Source organism: Bacteroides sp. D1 (genome assembly GCF_000157095.2).
GTDB classification, from domain to species: Bacteria; Bacteroidota; Bacteroidia; order Bacteroidales; family Bacteroidaceae; genus Bacteroides; species Bacteroides xylanisolvens.
Map to the genome: position 1 here is coordinate 138,039 of NZ_JH114332.1, position 19,047 is coordinate 157,085.

Below are 19,047 nucleotides of genomic sequence, written 5' to 3' on the forward strand. Positions count from 1 at the left end.
TATTCGGCATAGGGACGTATCTGTTTTTCCATACTCCCTAAGATTATTGAATCGTGAGGAAAAAGAGGTAGGAAATTGTTTTTTGATTACTTTTGCATATGAAACGTAATGAAATGATGGAAAATCGTATGAACTTTCAAACATCTGTAGAATTGCCTGCCGGGATGCCACCTGTCAGTCATGCAGATCGTATTCTTTTGATGGGCTCCTGTTTTGCAGAAAATATCGGGAGACAATTAATGGACGCCGGGTTTCAGCTGGATCTGAATCCTTTTGGTATCCTTTATAATCCTTTGTCCGTCTCATCCGCTTTGAGAGAGATTATGGGACATAAAGAATATACCAGCCAGGATTTGTTTACCTACAAAGACTTATGGCATAGTCCGATGCATCACGGCTCTTTTTCAGCTTTTACGCCCGAAGAAACGTTGCATACCATAAATGCCCGTCTTCATCACGCCCATCAAAGACTACCGGAGTTGAACTGGCTAATGGTAACTTTGGGCACCGCTTATGTTTATAAACAAAAAGAGAGTGGGCAAGTGGTAGCCAACTGCCATCAACTGCCGGAAAACCATTTCTTACGTTACCGGCTTACTGTTGAAGAAATTGTAGAAGATTATACAGCGCTCATCACCGGAATGGCAGCCTGCAATCCGGAATTAAAATGGCTGTTTACAGTCAGCCCGATCCGTCATATACGCGACGGAATGCACGCCAATCAATTAAGTAAATCTACGTTGTTACTGGCCATCGACCGGTTGCAGCAATTGTTCCCGGAACGAGTGTTCTACTTCCCCTCTTATGAAATCATATTAGACGAATTGCGTGATTATCGCTTCTATGCTGACGATATGCTGCATCCGTCTCCTCTGGCGATTCGTTACCTGTGGGAACGCTTCTCCGAAACCTTCTTTTCCGCTGAAACAAAGCAGGTTATCATGGCAGTGCAGGACATCCGCTGGGACTTGGCACATAAACCCTTTCACCCCGAGTCAGAGGCGTATCAACGCTTTTTAGGACAAATAGTGTTAAAAATAGAACGACTTATCGGAAAATACCCGTACTTAGATTTTCAAAAAGAAACAGAACTATGTCATATGCGATTGAATCCATAGCCAAAAGTATCGGTGCCCGCCGTATGGGCAAACATAAAGCGACTATTGATTGGCTGTTAACAGACAGCCGCTCTTTGAGTTTTCCGGAAGAAACTCTCTTTTTTGCTTTAACTACCAAACGAAATAGCGGAGTCCGTTATATCCCCGAATTATACGACCGGGGCGTACGCAATTTTGTAATAACAGAAGAAGACTTTAAATTAATTGAGAATGGAGAATTGAAAATGGAGAAATCTGGGCAGGATGATGATGCGCAGCCAATTCTCAATTCTCAACTCTCAACTCTCAATTTCCTTATCGTTCCCAATCCTCTGAAGGCTTTGCAGAAGCTTGCCGAAGCGCATCGTGATAAATTTAAAATCCCTGTGATCGGTATCACCGGAAGCAATGGAAAAACCATTGTGAAAGAGTGGTTGCACCAGTTACTTAGTCCGGATCGTTGTATCGTCCGTTCTCCGCGTAGCTATAATTCGCAGATCGGAGTTCCTCTTTCTGTATGGCAACTTTCAGAAGAAGCAGAACTGGGCATTTTCGAAGCCGGCATCTCCGAAATGGGAGAGATGGGAGCCTTGAAACGAATGATAAAGCCTACCATTGGTATTCTGACCAATATCGGCGGTGCCCATCAGGAAAATTTCTTCTCATTGCAAGAGAAATGCATGGAGAAACTGACGCTTTTCAAAGACTGCGATGTAGTGATTTACAACGGCGATAACGAATTAATCAGTAATTGTGTCGCAAAATCAATGCTGACTGCACGTGAAATAGCCTGGAGCCGTAGGGATATTGAACGTCCGTTGTATATCAGCCGTGTAATCAAGAAAGAAGATCATACCGTTATATCCTATCGTTATCTGGAAATGGATAATACATTCTGTATTCCTTTCATCGATGACGCCTCCATTGAAAATGTGCTGAATTGCCTGGCAGCTTGTCTTTACCTGATGACACCTGCCGACCAGATCACCGAACGGATGGCCCGTCTCGAACCGATTGCCATGCGTCTGGAAGTGAAAGAAGGAAAGAATAACTGCGTATTGATTAATGATAGTTATAATTCAGACCTGGCATCGTTGGATATTGCACTCGACTTTCTGGTACGCCGTTCGGAAAAGAAAGGCTTGAAGCGGACACTGATCCTGTCGGATATACTGGAAACCGGCCAAAGTACCGCTACGCTCTACCGGCGTGTAGCACAGTTGGTGCAGAGTAAAGGAATAAATAAACTGATTGGTGTAGGGCAGGAAATATCCTCCTGTTCCGCTCGTTTTGATGACGATCTCGAACGCTACTTCTTTCCTAACACAGAAGCACTTCTTACATCCGGCATACTCAAATCACTTCATTCGGAAGTAATTCTGGTAAAAGGTTCGCGCGTGTTCAACTTTGATTTGGTATCCGAAGAACTTGAATTGAAGGTGCATGAAACCATCCTTGAAGTAAACCTGGGAGCGATGGTCGCCAATCTGAACCATTACCGTTCCATGCTTCGCCATCCGGAAACAAAGGTGATCTGTATGGTGAAAGCATCCGCTTACGGAGCCGGTTCGTACGAAATAGCCAAGAGCTTGCAGGAACACCATGTCGATTATCTGGCTGTGGCCGTGGCTGACGAAGGTTCCGAACTTCGCAAAGCAGGTATTACCGCCTCTATTATAATTATGGATCCGGAGCTTACGGCATTCAAAACCATGTTCGATTATAAGCTGGAACCGGAAGTCTATAATTTCCATCTGCTTGATGCGCTCATCAAAGCAGCAGAAAAAGAAGGAATCACCAACTTCCCGATTCATGTGAAACTGGATACAGGTATGCACCGTCTGGGCTTTGCGGTAGAAGATATACCATTGCTCATTCGTCGTCTGAAGAATCAGAGTGCGGTGATCCCCCGTTCGGTATTCTCTCATTTTGTAGGAAGTGATTCGCCGCAGTTCGACGCTTTCACTCGCAGGCAGATTGAATTGTTCGAGAAAGGCTCGCAAGAATTGCAGGCTGCCTTCTCTCATAAGATTCTCCGTCATATCTGTAATACGGCAGGAATCGAGCGTTTCCCTGATGCACAATTTGATATGGTGCGCTTGGGAATCGGACTTTATGGAGTTAGCCCGATAGACAATTCGATTATACATAATGTAAGTACGTTGAAGACTACCATTCTTCAGATACGGGATGTTCCCCAAGAAGATACGGTAGGATATAGCCGGATGGGGCATTTGGCACGTCCTTCACGCATTGCGGCCATTCCTATCGGCTATGCGGATGGATTGAACCGCCATTTGGGACGCGGCAACGCCTATTGCCTGGTGAACGGAAAGAAAGCTCCTTATGTAGGGAATATCTGTATGGACGTCTGCATGATCGATGTGACGGATATTGATTGTCGGGAAGGCGATCAGGCTATCATCTTTGGTGATGATCTTCCGATTACGGTGTTGTCCGATAAGCTGGATACGATCCCTTATGAAGTGTTGACAAGTATATCGACACGGGTGAAGCGGGTATATTATCAGGATTAGAATTTTCTAATAACCCTGTGTTGTCATAAAAAACAGGGCTAATCTATGTAACCTGTGGTGAAAATGATTATATTTGCAGCAACTATTAAAAACCTCTTATATCAAATAAACTTATGACAAACTTATTATTGTTAGGCTTTTTGCCTAGTGGTTCCGAATGGATTATTATCGCTTTGGTTATCCTTCTTCTTTTTGGTGGAAAGAAAATACCTGAACTGATGCGCGGATTAGGCAAAGGTGTAAAAAGTTTCAAAGACGGTGTGAACGAAGCGAAAGATGAAATAAACAAGGCAAAAGACGAGTTGGACAAACCTGTAGATCCTTCTAAGAACTAAAAGAGCACAACATACGGATGGCAGAAATGACCTTTTGGGATCATTTGGACGAACTGCGTAAGGTGCTTTTTCGGGTAGTTGGAGTTTGGTTTGTATTGGCGATAGGCTATTTTATTGCTATGCCCTACCTCTTCGACCATGTAATACTTGCACCTTGCCACAATGATTTCATATTCTACGATTTATTACGGCATATCGGTAAAACATTTGATTTGACCGATGACTTCTTCACACAACAATTTTATGTGAAGCTGGTCAATATCAACTTGGCTGCTCCTTTCTTTATTCACATGTCGACAGCATTTTGGATGTCGGTGGTGACGGCTATACCTTATATCTTTTTTGAAATATGGCGTTTCATCAATCCCGCTCTTTATCCGAATGAGAGAAAGGGCGTGCGTAAAGCATTGACTATCGGAACGGTGATGTTTTTCATCGGCGTACTGCTGGGTTACTTTATGGTTTATCCGCTGACTCTCCGTTTCCTGTCTACCTATCAGTTGAGTTCGGAAGTGGAGAATATCTTGTCGCTTAATTCCTATATAGATAATTTTATGATGCTGGTTCTCTGCATGGGATTGGCTTTTGAACTTCCGTTGGTTACATGGCTGCTTTCTTTGCTGGGAGTGGTGAACAAGTCTTTCTTGCGGAGATACCGCCGTCATGCGGTGGTTGTCATCGTGATAGCAGCTGCTATTATTACTCCGACAGGCGATCCCTTCACATTGAGTGTCGTAGCTATTCCACTTTATCTGTTGTACGAGATGAGTATTTTGATGATAAAAGACAAGAAGAAAACCGAAGAGGAAGAGGAAGTAGAAGATGAAACTGGAGATGAAGTTGCCTTGTCCGAAGAATGAAGCGATAGAATCTTATGAAATCCTTTTAGCAGTTTGCCGGGCAGAAGATGCCTATCTTGCCGTAGGATATAAGCAAATGCGCGACTTGCTGGAACGCATTTGTCGCGGGCAAATGCAAAACGAAAGTTTACAGATGACCGATCTTTCCGCACGAATTAGTTTTGTGTCAGCTAAGGTGGGTCTTTCTGTTACAGAGCAGAACCGGCTGCATACTTTCCGGTTAACTTCAAATGCTATCCTGAACCGTCAACAAGAGCCCAACCGAGAACAACTCTTGCGGGATGCGAAAACTCTGGCTTTCTTTATCCGTAAACTCTTGGATGAAGATATTCCTCTGGAACTATATCGACTATTTCCGCGTGCGGATGCCACCTATTTGGTTGCGCCTCCTGCCCGCGAGCGGGTACAGCGGATGCGTGTCTGTTTCCAGTATGCCGACGAACAATATCTGTATGTGACTCCCTTGGATGAAGTTTCTGAGCAACCATACCTTGTCCGTTATAATGTTCCTCAAATCAATGAAGAGTTTGCAGAAACGTGCAAGCTGCTTTGGCGGCATGCGCAAGTCAATTTATTGGATGTAGCCATCGATGAAGCAGGAATCCTGACCCCTTCTTTTATCGTACTCGAACCGGATTACTTGCTTGACATCAGTTCCCTTGCCGAGTGTTTCCGTGACTACGGACACCATCCGGCCAACTATTTTCTTTCCCGTCTTCAACCGATCGAAAATGCTCGTCCTTTATTACTGGGAAATATAGCCAACCTTTTTCTGGACGAATGGATTCATGCAAAGAGTGAAGAGATAGACTATCGTACCTGTATGCAGAAAGCCTTCCGGCGTTATCCTATTGAACTGGCCGCCTGCTCTGATTTGCGAGACAAGGAGAAAGAACGCCAATTCTTTGAAGACTGCAAATTGCACTTCGATCATATTCGTGAAACAGTAAATGACACCTTTCATGCAGCCGGCTATGAGCTTGACAAGACAGATGCCGTGCTCGAACCATCTTATATTTGCGAAGCACTCGGACTCCAGGGACGTCTTGACTATATGCAGCGGGATATGTCTTCTTTTATCGAAATGAAATCCGGTAAAGCGGACGAGTATGCTATCCGGGGCAAGGTAGAACCGAAAGAGAATAATAAAGTACAGATGTTGCTTTATCAGGCGGTATTGCAATATTCGATGGGAATGGATCACCGAAAAGTGAAAGCTTATTTGCTTTATACCCGCTATCCGCTTCTTTACCCTTCCCGTCCTTCGTGGGCGATGGTACGCCGGGTAATTGATTTGCGTAACCGGATTGTAGCCGATGAATATGGCATCCAATTACGAAACAGCCTGGAGTATACGTCACAAAAACTGGAAGAAATCAATGCTTCCACCTTGAATGAACGAGGATTGAAAGGGCGTTTCTGGGAAACATACCTGCGTCCTTCTATTGATAACTTTCAATCGAAGCTGAAAGCTCTTTCCGCATTGGAAAAGAATTACTTCTATGCGGTGTACAACTTTATAACAAAGGAACTTTATACCTCAAAATCCGGTGACGTGGATTATGAGGGACGTACAGGGGCAGCTTCTTTGTGGCTCTCTACATTGGCGGAGAAATGTGAGGCTGGAGAAATCATTTATGATCTGAAAATAAAGGAGAACCATGCCGCCGATGAATATAAAGCCGGACTTACTCTTACCGCTGGAAGTGAGATGCTTCATGCTGAAACTTTCCTTCCTAATTTCCGTCAAGGCGACGCCATTATCCTTTATGAACGAAACTGTGATACAGATAATGTCACCAATAAAATGGTTTTCAAAGGCAATATCGAGTATCTGACAGAAAACGAAATAGGTATCCGCTTGCGTGCTACCCAGCAGAATCCATCCGTACTTCCGACCGAAAGCCTTTATGCCATAGAGCATGATACAATGGATACGACATTCCGCTCGATGTATCAGGGATTATATGCTTATCTTTCTGCAAGAAAAGAACGTCGTGACTTGTTGCTGTCACAACGTCCTCCGAGGTTTGATAAATCATTGGATTCCATGATTTTCTGTTCGGAAGACGATTTTACGCGAGTCGCCCTGAAGGCAAAAGCCGCACAGGACTATTTCCTTCTTATCGGACCTCCGGGAACAGGCAAGACTTCATGTGCCTTGAAGAAAATGGTAGAGACTTTCCATGCAGACAAGGATGCGCAGATTCTTTTGCTTTCCTATACCAACCGGGCGGTTGATGAGATATGCAAGTCGTTGGCTTCCATTGCTCCGGCAGTTGACTTTATCCGGGTAGGAAGTGAATTGTCATGTGATGAAGCCTACCGCGGGCATCTGATTGAAAATGAATTATCCTCTTGCAACCGTCGTTCGGAAGTTTACGAGCGTATTCGGAATTGTCGGATTATTGTGGGAACGGTAGCGGCTATTTCCGGTAAGCCGGAACTGTTTCGCTTGAAACATTTTGATGTAGCTATTATTGATGAGGCTACCCAAATCCTGGAACCGCAGTTGTTAGGAATCCTCTGTGCACGTGGAGAAGATGAAAAAGATGCAATAGATAAGTTTGTATTGATCGGAGATCATAAGCAACTGCCTGCTGTTGTGCAGCAAAACGCGGAACAGGCGGCAATCTATGATGAATCATTACTGTCTATCGGATTGAGCAATCTGAAAGATTCTTTGTTCGAACGTCTTTATCGGAACTGTACGGCAGCCTGTTCATCGTCTGCTATTCATCGTTCCTATGATATGCTTTGTCGTCAGGGACGCATGCATCCGGAAGTTGCCTTATTTGCCAATCGTGCTTTTTACGGGGGGCGGCTGATTCCTGTCGGACTACCTCATCAAATAGAGGACTCGGACACGATCTGCCGTTTAGCCTTTTATCCGTCTGTGCCGGAGAAAGCAGGAGCATCTGCCAAAATCAACTATTCGGAAGCACGTATCGTTGCGGATTTAGCCGTTCGCATTTATGAACACCATCAGTCGGATTTTGACGAATCCCGTACTTTAGGAATCATTACTCCTTACCGGAGTCAGATAGCATTGATTAAAAAAGAAATAGAATCAGTAGGTATTCCGGTTTTGAATCGCATTCTGGTTGACACGGTGGAGCGGTTCCAGGGAAGCGAGCGTGATGTAATAATCTATTCCTTCTGTGTCAACTACCCTTATCAATTAAAATTTCTATCCAATCTGACAGAAGAAGAGGGTGTTTTGATTGACCGGAAACTGAATGTTGCCTTGACCCGTGCAAGGAAACAGATGTTCATCACGGGAGTTCCCGAACTCTTGGAACGCAATCCTCTCTATAAAAGTTTATTAAAATTAATAGAAGGCTCCTGAAAAATTGCATCATTTTTGCAGATGTTAGTTTTTATTCTCTCTTTATGCAATTCATTAACACCTCTATGTTGAACAAACGCCTATATTTGCAACACGTTTTTTTCATAGAGATTTAGATTTAAGGTTAGAAGAATTGTGGAAGTCGTGAGACTTCCCTTTTTTTCATCTTAACGTTTACTATACTTCATTATAGGAATGCAAAAACACTGTTTCTAGTGTTTCGGTTAAAAATTTTGCAGGATGATGATGCAGGATAAGTAAACCTAAAAAGCCTTCTTCGTGAGAAGAGGCTTTTTTATTTTTTCATTTTTCATTTTTTTGAATAATTGGTTAAAACAAAAGAGTAACTCGGCGACGAGTTACTCTTTTGTTTTTAACGATTCTATCTGTTCGAATAGATTTACTCTAATACGATAGGTTTGTATTTCGGAACTAATGCCTTCATGATAACCCAACCCAACAGATAAGCTACTGCACATACGCAGAAGATAACGAAATATCCGGCTGGTTTGCCTTCGAATCCCATGAATGTCATGGCTGGGTGTACGAATTGTGCTCCTTGTTCGAGTAATTCTTTTGTCATTTCCACCTCTTTGCCGTCGATCATCGTTGTTCCGGAAGCATATACGAACAAGTTACCTGCCACTTTCTGAAGAATCATAGAGCCTACGCCTCCTGCCATACCACCTATACCGGTGATACTTGCAATAGCTGTTCTTGGGAACATATCGCCTACGGTAGAGAATATATTGGCCGACCAGGATTGATGAGCAGCTCCACCAATACCGATTAAGATAACCGGGAACCATGGAGAAACAGTACCTAACGGTTGTGCTAATAGTACAACCAGCGGGAAGAAGGCGAAGATTAGCATCGCTTTCATACGGGCTGCATACGGATTCATACCTGTTCTGTTGATGAAGATAGTAGGTAGTTTACCACCATAGATAGATAACATAGTCACTGCATAAAGCGTAAAGATCAACGCCATACCTAGCGGGTCGGAGGTTTTAATACCGAATTGTGTATTCAGATAAGACGGAGTCCAGAAAAGGAAGAACCACCATACGCCGTCAGTCATGAACTTACCGAAGACAAAGGCCCATGTTTGTTTGTAGCTGAAACATTGCCAGAACTTCATTCTCTTTTCATCTTTTTCGTCTGTCATTGGAGCACTGCCTGCTTCGCGATTATCTTGCTCGATGTAGTCAAGCTCTGCCTGATTGACATGTTTGCTTTTCGACGGGGCATCATACATAAACACCCAGAATCCCATCCAGATAAAGCCAAGTCCACCAATTACGATAAATGCCATTTCCCAACCGAACATTTTTGCCAGAATAGGAATGGTAAGAGGAGCGATCAATGCTCCGATAGATGCACCGGCATTGAAGATAGAAGTAGCATAAGCACGGTCTTTTTTAGGGAAGTACTCTGCAGTTACTTTAATAGCGGCAGGGAAGTTACCGGCTTCTCCTAAAGCAAGGATACAGCGGGCGGCGAGGAAGCAGTACATACTGACAGTAGCAATAGTCACTACCACATCTCCTGTGGCACCGGCCAGTTCTGCTGCACTATGAAGCCCAACTTGTGCTTCTGTAACAATGCCACAAACGGCATGAAGACAAGCACCTGCCGACCATACACCGATAGCCCATAGAAAACCTTTTTTAGTTCCCATCCAGTCGACAAAACGACCGGCAAACAGCATACATATAGCGTATACAATGGAGAAAACAGAAGTAATAGTACCGTAGTGAGATTCGTCCCAGTGGAATTCCGGTTTGATAAATTCATCCCACGTCAATGAGAGAACCTGACGGTCGAGATAGTTAACTGTAGTAGCAAAAAATAGCATAGCACAGATGGTCCATCTGTAGTTTGTCATCTTTTCGCCTGTTTTTTGAAATGCATTCATGATAATGGATTTAAATAGATTTTGATTCGTTGACAAAGGTCGGTATTTCGACTGAATTTTATTTGTAAAAATTGGTCAAAATCATGTATTATTCGTTGCATTATAGTTGGATTTTGTTACATCCTATATATAATAAGGTAACGAGTATTTGTTCTCTGGGGGAAGAATACGTAAAATCCGGAAAACTTCATCCCTTTCTCCCGCAAGAGAAAAGAATGAAGTTTTTCGGATCATTGATTATATGCATGAACAGGAATACGCAACGGTTAGCGCATTTCTGTATATTTGATCTTGTCCATGTCTCCGTAGTCGAGGTTTTCACCTGCCATTCCCCAGATAAACATGTAGTTGCTTGTTCCGGCAGCAGCGTGGATAGACCATTCCGGTGACATAATAGCCTGCTCGTTCTGCATCCATACGATGCGTTCTTCTTGAGGTTCGCCCATGAAGTGACAGATAGCATTTCCTGCCGGTACATTGAAGTAGAAGTATGCTTCTACACGACGAGAGTGAGTGTGTGCCGGCATGGTGTTCCATACGCTACCCGGTTTCAACTCTGTCAGTCCCATCTGCAATTGGCAAGGACCTTCCTCAAGTACGTTGTTAACAATCAACTGGTTGATAACGCGGTCGTTGCTTTCTTCCAGCTTTCCGGCAGCAAATGAGTTTGCTTTCAGAGAACCTTTACGTCCGTCGATAGTAATCAATTGAGTCTTGTATTCCTTGTGGGCAGTAGCCGAGTTGATGTAGAATTTGGCAGGATTGCTGGAATCTTTGCTCTTGAAAGTCACTTTCTGCTTGCCTCTACCTACGTACAGGGCATCTTTGAATTTCAGCGTATATTCTTTACCGTCTACGGTTACGATACCTTCGCCACCAATGTTGATGACACCCAGTTCGCGGCGTTCGAGGAAGAATTTAGATTTCAACGGGTCGATTGTTTCAAGTACCAATTCTTTTGTTGCAGGTACTGCGCCACCGAAGATCAGACGGTCGTACATAGAATAAGTAACGTTGATTTCGTTCGGAACCATTACTTTTTCCATCAGGAAGCTACTGCGCAAGCGGTTAGTATCATACGTTTTCACGTCTTGCGGACTGCAAGCCACTTGCATCTTGTAATTCACCTGGGCGGAGGCAGACATTGCTGCGATACCCAACATCATTGCAATTGCTAATTTTTTCATCTTTCGAGTTTTTTATTGAGTTATATATTATATACTACTTATTATCAGTTAAAGGCTTTTCGACTTATTCCTTATTACTGTTCAATGCGTTCTTTGCGTCGTTTCTAGTCATGCGGATACGGTTGTAGATAGCCATTCCGAGTGCCAGTGCCACAAGGATGGCAGGGCCGATAATCTTCAGACTGTAAGTCAGGTGGAAGATACCCCAGCAGAAGAGACTGGAAGCAAAGTCAAGCGCGCCGCCTTCAAAGCCCGCAGGGATATTTACTGTCGGGTCGCCTGTTGCTTCGTATACATCTTTAGCAGCCAGTGTGAAGAAGCCTGCCAGTTCTGTTACGAAATACAGACCTACGATCAATGCTACCAGACCGATAATAAATGATTTCACTACGTTACCTTTTGTAATAGGCAGAATCATCGGGAACAGGTAGAACATACCTGCCAGAGAAGCCAGCGGTAAGAAACGGTTGCCCGGAAGGATAACAGCCAGGAAGATAGTGACAGGGATCAACAACAGAGATACCACCAGAGTAGTCGGGTGACCGATAACCAGTGCAGGGCTCATACCGATGCTTAGTCCGGTGTTACTTTTATATTTTTTAGCGATCAGTTCGCGGGTAGCGTCAGAGATCGGTTTCAAACCTTCGATAAAGAGGCTGGTGATACGTGGAATCAATTCCATCACCGCACCCATTTTGATACCCAGTCCTAATATACTTGGAATACTGTCTACTACTTCTTTCCAGCTTCCGCAGCCCAATGCACCGATACCGCAACCAATTACGATACCCAAAAACAGCGGTTCACCCATCAATCCGAATTTCTTTTTCAATCCTTCAGAATCAATATTCAGTTTGTCGAATCCCGGAATTTTATCCAATAGTTTATTGATTACAATAGCAAACGGAACGAAACTTTGGCAGAACGGTTGAGGAATAGAGATACCGTCCATTTTATCATAGAACTTTTGGAAAGCAGGAGCAGTCATATCAGCCATTACCAGCGTAATGATGTAGCAGATGATAGCAGCGAAGAATCCCCAATAGATATTGTCGGAAGCAAAGTACACGATAGCACCGATAAATGCGAAGTGCCAATAGTTCCAAAGGTCGATATTGACGGTACGGGTTGTTTTGGTAAGCAACATTAATAAGTTAACTCCCAAGCAAACAGGGATGATGAAAGCACCGACTGAAGTGTTGTAAGCTACCGCCGCAGCAGAAGGCCAACCCATGTCGAAAATTCCCAATTCCAATCCGTAGATTTCAACCATTTTACTTAATGCCGGACCCAGACTGCTGGTGAGCAATGCCGTCACTACTGATAAACCAACGAAACCGACACCAACCAACAAACCGCTCTTCAGCGCTTTGGGAAGTTTAATACCGATACATACTCCTAAAATCGTGAAAATGATTGGCATCATTACTGCCGCTCCAAGACCGATAATGTACTTAAATACTTCTTCCATTCTGTTCTATTTTTTCTCTGTTTTAATGATAAATTACCTGTGTTTCCCCAGAGGGTATTAGTTGTAAACCGTGCCAAAAGTAAGACCTTTTTTGCTTTCTTCCAAAACGAAACTCTTAATTTATGAGATATTGCATCAAAAATGGACATTTTTGACGTTTGCGTGCACAAAATTAGTCGTTTCCGTGCACGAAAAACAAAAAATGCACCTACTTGACTAAAAAATCCCACTGGGTTTGGAGGAAAAACACTACTTTCGTACCGTGAAAAAAGACTATGTTGAATCCTTAAAATAACAAACCATGAGACGAACTCCTTTTTATAATTTTTTTATAGTGGCTTTATTGGTTACAATGACCGCTTCTGTATCGGCACAACAGGTAGACAGCAAACTTCCCTGGTCTGTGCGACTGACTGAATCGGAAATGATCCGTTACCCCGAATCCTGGCAGCTCGACTTTCAGCCGAAACTGAAGTGGGATTATTGCCACGGACTTGAACTGGGAGCCATGCTCGATGTGTACGACGCTTATGGCGACAAGAAAATTCGTGATTACGCCATCGCGTATGCGGATACAATGGTGCACGAGGACGGAAGCATTACCGCTTATAAATTAACCGATTACAGTCTCGACCGTATCAACTCCGGAAAAATCCTTTTCCGTATCTATGAGCAGACCAAGAATCCTAAATATAAGAAAGCGCTCGACCTGCTTTATAGCCAGTTTGAAGGACAACCGCGTAATGAGGACGGTGGTTTTTGGCATAAAAAGATTTATCCCCACCAAATGTGGCTGGACGGAATTTACATGGGAGCTCCTTTCTACGCGGAATATGCATTCCGTAATAATCTTCCGCAGGACTATGCAGATGTAATCAACCAGTTTGTCACTTGTGCCCGTCATACGTACGATCCTAAAAATGGTCTTTATCGTCATGCGTGCGATGTAAGCCGCACCGAACGTTGGGCGGACCCGGTGACCGGACAGTCGAAACATACGTGGGGACGTGCAATGGGATGGTATGCGATGGCATTGGTGGATGTGCTCGAATTTATTCCGCAACATGAAGCCGGAAGAGATTCCCTGCTTGATATATTGAATAATGTAGCTGTGCAGGTGAAGAAACTTCAGGACCCGAAGACCGGAGGATGGTATCAGGTGATGGACCGGAGTGGTGATAAGGGTAATTACGTAGAATCTTCCTGTTCCGCTATGTTCATTTATTCGCTCTTTAAGGCGGTTCGTCTGGGATATATTGATAAGTCTTATCTGGATGTGGCATTGAAAGGCTACAAAGGATTCCTGGATAATTTTATCGAAGTGGACAAGAACGGATTGGTAACCATCACCAAGGCTTGTGCAGTGGCAGGATTGGGAGGAAAGGTCTATCGTTCCGGCGATTATGACTATTATATTAATGAAACTATCCGCAATAACGATCCTAAAGCCGTAGGACCTTTTATTATGGCTAGCTTGGAATACGAACGTTTACAAAAGTAATTTCCGACAATGAAAAGGAGTATTTTTAAAGGAATGATGTGTTTGCTTCTACTGGGTGTGGGAGCAACATCTGTTTATGCACAACAACAGCAACGCAAAGACACATTAGTTGTGGCACGCGACGGGACAGGGGAGTATCGTAACATTCAGGAAGCCGTGGAAGCTGTCCGCGCTTTTATGGATTATACGGTGACGATATTTATCAAGAACGGTATATACAAAGAAAAACTGGTCATTCCTTCCTGGGTAAAGAATGTGCAATTAGTGGGCGAAAGCGCAGAAAAAACGATTATCACTTACGATGACCATGCCAATATCAATAAGATGGGTACTTTCCGTACCTATACGGTAAAAGTGGAAGGGAATGACATCACTTTCAAAGACCTGACGATTGAAAATAATGCGGCTCCACTGGGGCAAGCGGTAGCTCTTCACACCGAAGGTGACAGACTGATGTTTGTCAACTGTCGTTTCTTGGGAAATCAGGATACTATTTATACAGGAACCGAAGGAGCGCGTCTCTTATTCACAAATTGCTATATCGAGGGAACTACCGATTTTATTTTTGGTCCTTCCACCGCTCTATTCGAATATTGTGAACTGCATAGTAAACGTGATTCGTATATCACTGCCGCTTCCACTCCTCAAAGTGAAGAATTCGGTTATGTTTTCAAAAACTGTAAGTTGACGGCCGCTCCGGGAGTGAAAAAAGTATATTTAGGTCGTCCGTGGCGTCCTTATGCGGCAACGGTCTTTATCAATTGTGAGTTTGGTAATCATATCCGTCCCGAAGGATGGCACAATTGGAAGAATCCGGAGAACGAAAAGACAGCCCGTTATGCCGAATTCGGAAATACGGGTGCGGGCGCAGATACTTCCGGGCGTGTGGCATGGGCTAAACAGTTGACAAATAAGGAGGCAATGAAGTATACTCCGCAAAATATCTTTAAGGAAAGCAGTAATTGGTATCCCTATAAATAAAAATACGTAGGTTTTCCGACTGTTTATGCAGCTTGAAATTTTTGTTTCCGGGCTTGGCTCTTTGCTTTCCCTAGCTTAAAACTCCTGTTCCAAGGCAGGAAACTGCAGTTTCCCTATGTGGGAACTGTCGTTTCTCTACGTGGAAACTAGCGTTTCTTCCCGGGGAAACTGTAGTTCCTATGCGTGGAAACTGAATTTGCCTGCGTGCAAAACAGGATTATATAAGGTGTTGCAGATAAACATCTGCAACGGTATCTGCAACAGTATCTGCAACGCTGCAATCAGTTGATTGCAAGTAAGATACAAGCAAAACGTTGCAGGTGGCAGATAAAAACAAAAAATAAAACTCGTAAGAGGGGATGAAGAATATGAAAACACTTAGGGTTAAAATGGTAGGGCTACTTGCAACGGCTCTTATTCTTTTTTCTGCATTTCGTGCAGACAAACCGGTCATCACTATCTTTATGATAGGTGATTCGACAATGGCTAACAAGAAAATAGACGGAGGAAATCCCGAACGTGGTTGGGGAATGGTACTTCCCGGATTCTTCTCCGAAGACATACGGATAGACAATCATGCCGCCAACGGTCGAAGTTCTAAGAGCTTTATCAGCGAAGGACGCTGGGAAAAAGTAATTTCTAAAGTGAAAAAAGGAGATTATGTCTTTATTCAGTTCGGCCATAATGATGAGAAAGCAGACTCTACCCGTCACACCGATCCGGGCAGTACTTTTGATGAAAATCTTCGTCGGTATGTGAATGAAACCCGCGCCAAAGGTGGAATACCGGTATTGTTCAACTCTATCGTCCGTCGAAATTTCGTACAGCCGAAGGATGATGCCATCGCAAAAGATGTCCGCCGCACACCAGGGGAAAAGGAACAACCGAAAGAAGGAATTGTTTTATTCGATACGCATGGCGCCTATCTGGATGCTCCCCGCAATGTGGCAAAAGAACTGGGAGTGACTTTCATCGACATGAATAAAATCACCCACGACCTGGTGCAGGAACTGGGACCAGTAGAATCAAAGAAACTATTTATGTTTGTCGAACCCAATCAGGTGCCGGCTTTCCCGAAAGGTCGTGAAGACAATACTCATTTAAACGTATACGGAGCACGAACAATTGCCGGACTGGCAGTGGATGCCATCGGCAAGGAAATTCCGGAACTGGCGAAATATATCCGTCAATTCGATTATGTAGTGGCCCAAGACGGTAGCGGTGATTTCTTTACCGTGCAGGAAGCTATCAATGCTGTTCCCGATTTTCGCAAAGACGTCCGTACCACTATCCTGATTCGTAAAGGAACTTATAAAGAGAAACTCATCATCCCTGAATCCAAGATTAATATCTCTTTGATTGGAGAAGACAGTGCGATACTGACTTATGACGGTTTTGCAAACAAGAAAAATGTATTCGGCGAGAACATGGGAACTTCCGGTTCGTCCAGCTGTTACATCTATGCCCCCGATTTTTATGCGGAGAATATCACATTCGAGAACTCATCAGGTCCCGTAGGACAGGCAGTTGCCTGCTTTGTGTCTGCCGATCGTGTCTATTTTAAGAACTGTCGTTTCCTCGGCTTCCAGGATACCCTCTATACATACAGCAAGCAAAGCCGCCAATATTATGAAGACTGCTACATCGAAGGAACGGTAGATTTTATCTTCGGTTGGTCTACGGCTGTTTTCAACCGTTGCCACATTCATAGCAAACGGGATGGTTATGTCACCGCTCCCTCTACTGATAAAGGTAAAAAATATGGCTATGTATTCTATAATTGCAAACTGACTGCGGAACCGGAAGCCACAAAAGTGTATCTGTCCCGTCCCTGGCGTCCGTATGCACAAGCTGTATTCATCCGTTGCGAATTGGGGAAACACATTCTTCCCGTTGGCTGGAACAACTGGGGCAAGAAGGAAAACGAGAAAACTGTCTTTTATGCCGAATATGAAAGTCGGGGCGAAGGAGCCCATCCGAAAGCGCGCGCTGCTTTCTCCCAACAATTGAAGAATCTGAAAGGATATGAGATAAATGCAGTTTTGGCAGGAGAAGACGGATGGAATCCGATAGAGAACGGAAATAAACTGATAACGGTAAAGCGTTGATCTGACGAACAGATATGATTGTTTACTCAAGTTTCGGAAGTAGTTTAATAGGCTGAAAGCCTTCTATTATATAGCGTAGGGCATTGCCCTACGTGATAGGTATACACCAAACATAAGCCCTGAAAGGGCGGAACTGCATATGCTCAACTGGTACACTGCTTTATTGAGCTGGTACAACTTTATTGAACTGGTACAAAGTTGGTGTAATATACCTCTGCAATGGAACAAAAATTAAGCTAATTTACCTCTGCAATGAAACAAAAAATGAGTAAATTCACCCCTGCAATGAAACAAATTTGTATATTTGTAACTGTAAATAAACAAATTACGATATGTTTGAACGAAGGATACAGAATCAGTTGCATGAGTGGGCAGAGAAAAATAATAGAAAACCTCTGATATTGAGAGGAGCCCGCCAAGTAGGGAAGACCACTATTGTTGAGCAGTTTGGCAAAGAATTTGATAATTTCCTGTCTTTAAATCTTGAAAAGAAAGAGGCAAAGGATTTGTTTGAGTCTACTGATGATGTAAAGATGCTGCTGCCTTTATTGTTTTTGTATGATAATAAGCCGCAGAGGCCGGGACGAACCCTGCTTTTTATCGACGAGATACAGTCGTCGCCACAAGCTGTTGCATTGTTGCGGTACTTTTACGAGGAATTGCCGGAGTTGTATGTTATTGCAGCAGGTTCTCTTCTGGAAAATATGTTGGACAAACACATCTCGTTGCCTGTAGGACGGGTGGAGTATATGGCTTTGCATCCGTGTTCCTTTATTGAATTTCTTCAGGCAATAGGAGAGGGACGGTTTGTAGATTGGATTTTGGAAGCACGTTTGCCGGAGGCTTTCCATCAACAATTAATGCTACTTTTTAATAGTTATGCACTGATAGGCGGGATGCCCGAAATTGTAGCGAGGTATGCTGCCAACCGAGATGTTGTATCCTTGTCCGATACTTACAATCAACTGCTAAATGCCTACAAGAATGATGTGGAAAAGTATGCGGAGACAAACACGCAAGCTGCGGTGATTCGTTACATACTGGAAGAAGGTTGGGGATATGCAGGGCAAGCTGTCACTTTAGGAGGATTTGCACAGTCCGCTTACAAAGCCCGTGAAACGGGCGAGGCTTTCCGTACTCTGGAAAAAGCATTGTTGCTGGAGTTGGTATATCCTACCACTCATACGATAATGCCAGCTACCACAGATTTGAAACGCGCTCCTAAATTGATCTGGCTGGATACAGGACTAGTAAATTATGCGGCTGAAATACAAAAAGAATATCTTCTTAGTAAAGATTTGACGGATACATGGAGAGGTATGGCTGCCGAACAAATCGTTGCGCAGGAATTAAAAGCTCTTTCCAACGAAGTAGGTAAGAAGCAAAAGTTTTGGGTACGGGCTAAAAGGGGGAGTTCTGCAGAAGTGGACTTTGTATACATATATGGCGGGAAAATCATTCCAATTGAAGTGAAAAACGGACACAACGCCCACTTAAAATCCATTCATCAGTTTATGAATGAAACGGAGCATGATTTGGCAGTTCGAATCTGGTCGGGGAATTATGCCATAGACGAAGTTACTACTAATGAAGGAAAACATTTCAAACTTATCAACCTTCCTTTTTACATGATAGCCGCATTGCCTAATATTTTAAAAAAAATAGAGACATAAGTCATGTTGGCCCGATTCTGTTAAATAGCC

Annotated in this window: 12 protein-coding genes; 9 read left to right on the plus strand and 3 right to left on the minus strand. The window is 43.6% G+C overall.

What is annotated here, in order from left to right; all coding sequences use genetic code 11:
- The first annotated feature begins 98 nt into the window (after positions 1 to 98).
- The 5 genes from BSAG_RS17905 (at position 99) to BSAG_RS17885 (ending at position 8,178) form a co-directional block, all read left to right on the plus strand.
- On the plus strand, positions 99 to 1,118 hold the full coding sequence (locus tag BSAG_RS17905) for a GSCFA domain-containing protein (protein WP_008017880.1): 1,020 nt from the start codon (positions 99 to 101) through the stop codon (positions 1,116 to 1,118).
- The gene (locus BSAG_RS17900; RefSeq protein ID WP_004315053.1) at positions 1,094 to 3,634 is read left to right on the plus strand and encodes a bifunctional UDP-N-acetylmuramoyl-tripeptide:D-alanyl-D-alanine ligase/alanine racemase; all 2,541 of its coding nucleotides are present in this window, start codon (positions 1,094 to 1,096) and stop codon (positions 3,632 to 3,634) included. The genes BSAG_RS17905 and BSAG_RS17900 overlap by 25 nt, the downstream gene beginning before the upstream one ends.
- A gap of 113 nt (positions 3,635 to 3,747) precedes the next feature.
- The gene (tatA, locus tag BSAG_RS17895) at positions 3,748 to 3,969 is read left to right on the plus strand and encodes a twin-arginine translocase TatA/TatE family subunit (RefSeq protein WP_004301497.1); all 222 of its coding nucleotides are present in this window, start codon (positions 3,748 to 3,750) and stop codon (positions 3,967 to 3,969) included.
- A 17-nt stretch (positions 3,970 to 3,986) separates the two neighbouring features.
- Entirely contained in the window at positions 3,987 to 4,829 is an 843-nt protein-coding gene (gene tatC, locus BSAG_RS17890; RefSeq protein ID WP_004315054.1) for a twin-arginine translocase subunit TatC, read from the plus strand.
- Positions 4,792 to 8,178: an AAA domain-containing protein gene (locus BSAG_RS17885; protein ID WP_004315055.1), complete on the plus strand. Its 3,387-nt coding sequence runs from the start codon at positions 4,792 to 4,794 to the stop codon at positions 8,176 to 8,178. Before tatC ends, BSAG_RS17885 begins: the two co-directional genes overlap by 38 nt.
- 400 nt (positions 8,179 to 8,578) lie before the next feature.
- On the opposite strand, the gene BSAG_RS17880 is transcribed toward BSAG_RS17885, so the two are convergent.
- From BSAG_RS17880 to BSAG_RS17870, 3 genes are all read right to left on the minus strand, one after another.
- Complete coding sequence (locus tag BSAG_RS17880) at positions 8,579 to 10,096, minus strand: MFS transporter (protein WP_004301500.1); 1,518 nt, start codon at positions 10,094 to 10,096, stop codon at positions 8,579 to 8,581.
- Positions 10,097 to 10,362: 266 nt separating this feature from the next.
- Positions 10,363 to 11,283 carry a 5-dehydro-4-deoxy-D-glucuronate isomerase gene (kduI, locus tag BSAG_RS17875; protein ID WP_004315058.1) on the minus strand — a complete coding sequence of 307 codons (921 nt, stop codon included), beginning with the start codon at positions 11,281 to 11,283 and terminating at the stop codon, positions 10,363 to 10,365.
- Positions 11,284 to 11,347: 64 nt separating this feature from the next.
- A complete protein-coding gene (locus BSAG_RS17870) occupies positions 11,348 to 12,754 on the minus strand; it encodes a PTS galactitol transporter subunit IIC (protein WP_004315059.1) in 1,407 nt (468 codons plus the stop codon).
- Between the two features lie 301 nt (positions 12,755 to 13,055).
- On the opposite strand from BSAG_RS17870, the gene BSAG_RS17865 reads away from it, so the two are divergent.
- The 4 genes from BSAG_RS17865 to BSAG_RS17850 all read left to right on the plus strand — a co-directional run bounded on the left by BSAG_RS17865 (position 13,056) and on the right by BSAG_RS17850 (position 19,017).
- Positions 13,056 to 14,255 carry a glycoside hydrolase family 88 protein gene (locus BSAG_RS17865; RefSeq protein ID WP_004315060.1) on the plus strand — a complete coding sequence of 400 codons (1,200 nt, stop codon included), beginning with the start codon at positions 13,056 to 13,058 and terminating at the stop codon, positions 14,253 to 14,255.
- 9 nt (positions 14,256 to 14,264) lie between these two features.
- Positions 14,265 to 15,236 carry a pectinesterase family protein gene (locus BSAG_RS17860; RefSeq protein ID WP_004315061.1) on the plus strand — a complete coding sequence of 324 codons (972 nt, stop codon included), beginning with the start codon at positions 14,265 to 14,267 and terminating at the stop codon, positions 15,234 to 15,236.
- Between the two features lie 359 nt (positions 15,237 to 15,595).
- The gene (locus BSAG_RS17855) at positions 15,596 to 17,344 is read left to right on the plus strand and encodes a pectinesterase family protein (protein ID WP_004315063.1); all 1,749 of its coding nucleotides are present in this window, start codon (positions 15,596 to 15,598) and stop codon (positions 17,342 to 17,344) included.
- Between the two features lie 332 nt (positions 17,345 to 17,676).
- Positions 17,677 to 19,017, plus strand: a complete 1,341-nt coding sequence (locus BSAG_RS17850) for an ATP-binding protein (RefSeq protein ID WP_004315064.1) — start codon at positions 17,677 to 17,679, stop codon at positions 19,015 to 19,017.
- Positions 19,018 to 19,047 lie beyond the last annotated feature (30 nt).

Coding starts and splice junctions, on each gene's coding strand:
- BSAG_RS17905 (WP_008017880.1), top strand. CDS start 99: ATGAAACGTAATGAAATGATGGAAAATCGTATGAACTTTCAAACATCT.
- BSAG_RS17900 (WP_004315053.1), top strand. CDS start 1,094: ATGTCATATGCGATTGAATCCATAGCCAAAAGTATCGGTGCCCGCCGT.
- tatA (WP_004301497.1), top strand. CDS start 3,748: ATGACAAACTTATTATTGTTAGGCTTTTTGCCTAGTGGTTCCGAATGG.
- tatC (WP_004315054.1), top strand. CDS start 3,987: ATGGCAGAAATGACCTTTTGGGATCATTTGGACGAACTGCGTAAGGTG.
- BSAG_RS17885 (WP_004315055.1), top strand. CDS start 4,792: ATGAAACTGGAGATGAAGTTGCCTTGTCCGAAGAATGAAGCGATAGAA.
- BSAG_RS17880 (WP_004301500.1), bottom strand. CDS start 10,096: ATGAATGCATTTCAAAAAACAGGCGAAAAGATGACAAACTACAGATGG.
- kduI (WP_004315058.1), bottom strand. CDS start 11,283: ATGAAAAAATTAGCAATTGCAATGATGTTGGGTATCGCAGCAATGTCT.
- BSAG_RS17870 (WP_004315059.1), bottom strand. CDS start 12,754: ATGGAAGAAGTATTTAAGTACATTATCGGTCTTGGAGCGGCAGTAATG.
- BSAG_RS17865 (WP_004315060.1), top strand. CDS start 13,056: ATGAGACGAACTCCTTTTTATAATTTTTTTATAGTGGCTTTATTGGTT.
- BSAG_RS17860 (WP_004315061.1), top strand. CDS start 14,265: ATGAAAAGGAGTATTTTTAAAGGAATGATGTGTTTGCTTCTACTGGGT.
- BSAG_RS17855 (WP_004315063.1), top strand. CDS start 15,596: ATGAAGAATATGAAAACACTTAGGGTTAAAATGGTAGGGCTACTTGCA.
- BSAG_RS17850 (WP_004315064.1), top strand. CDS start 17,677: ATGTTTGAACGAAGGATACAGAATCAGTTGCATGAGTGGGCAGAGAAA.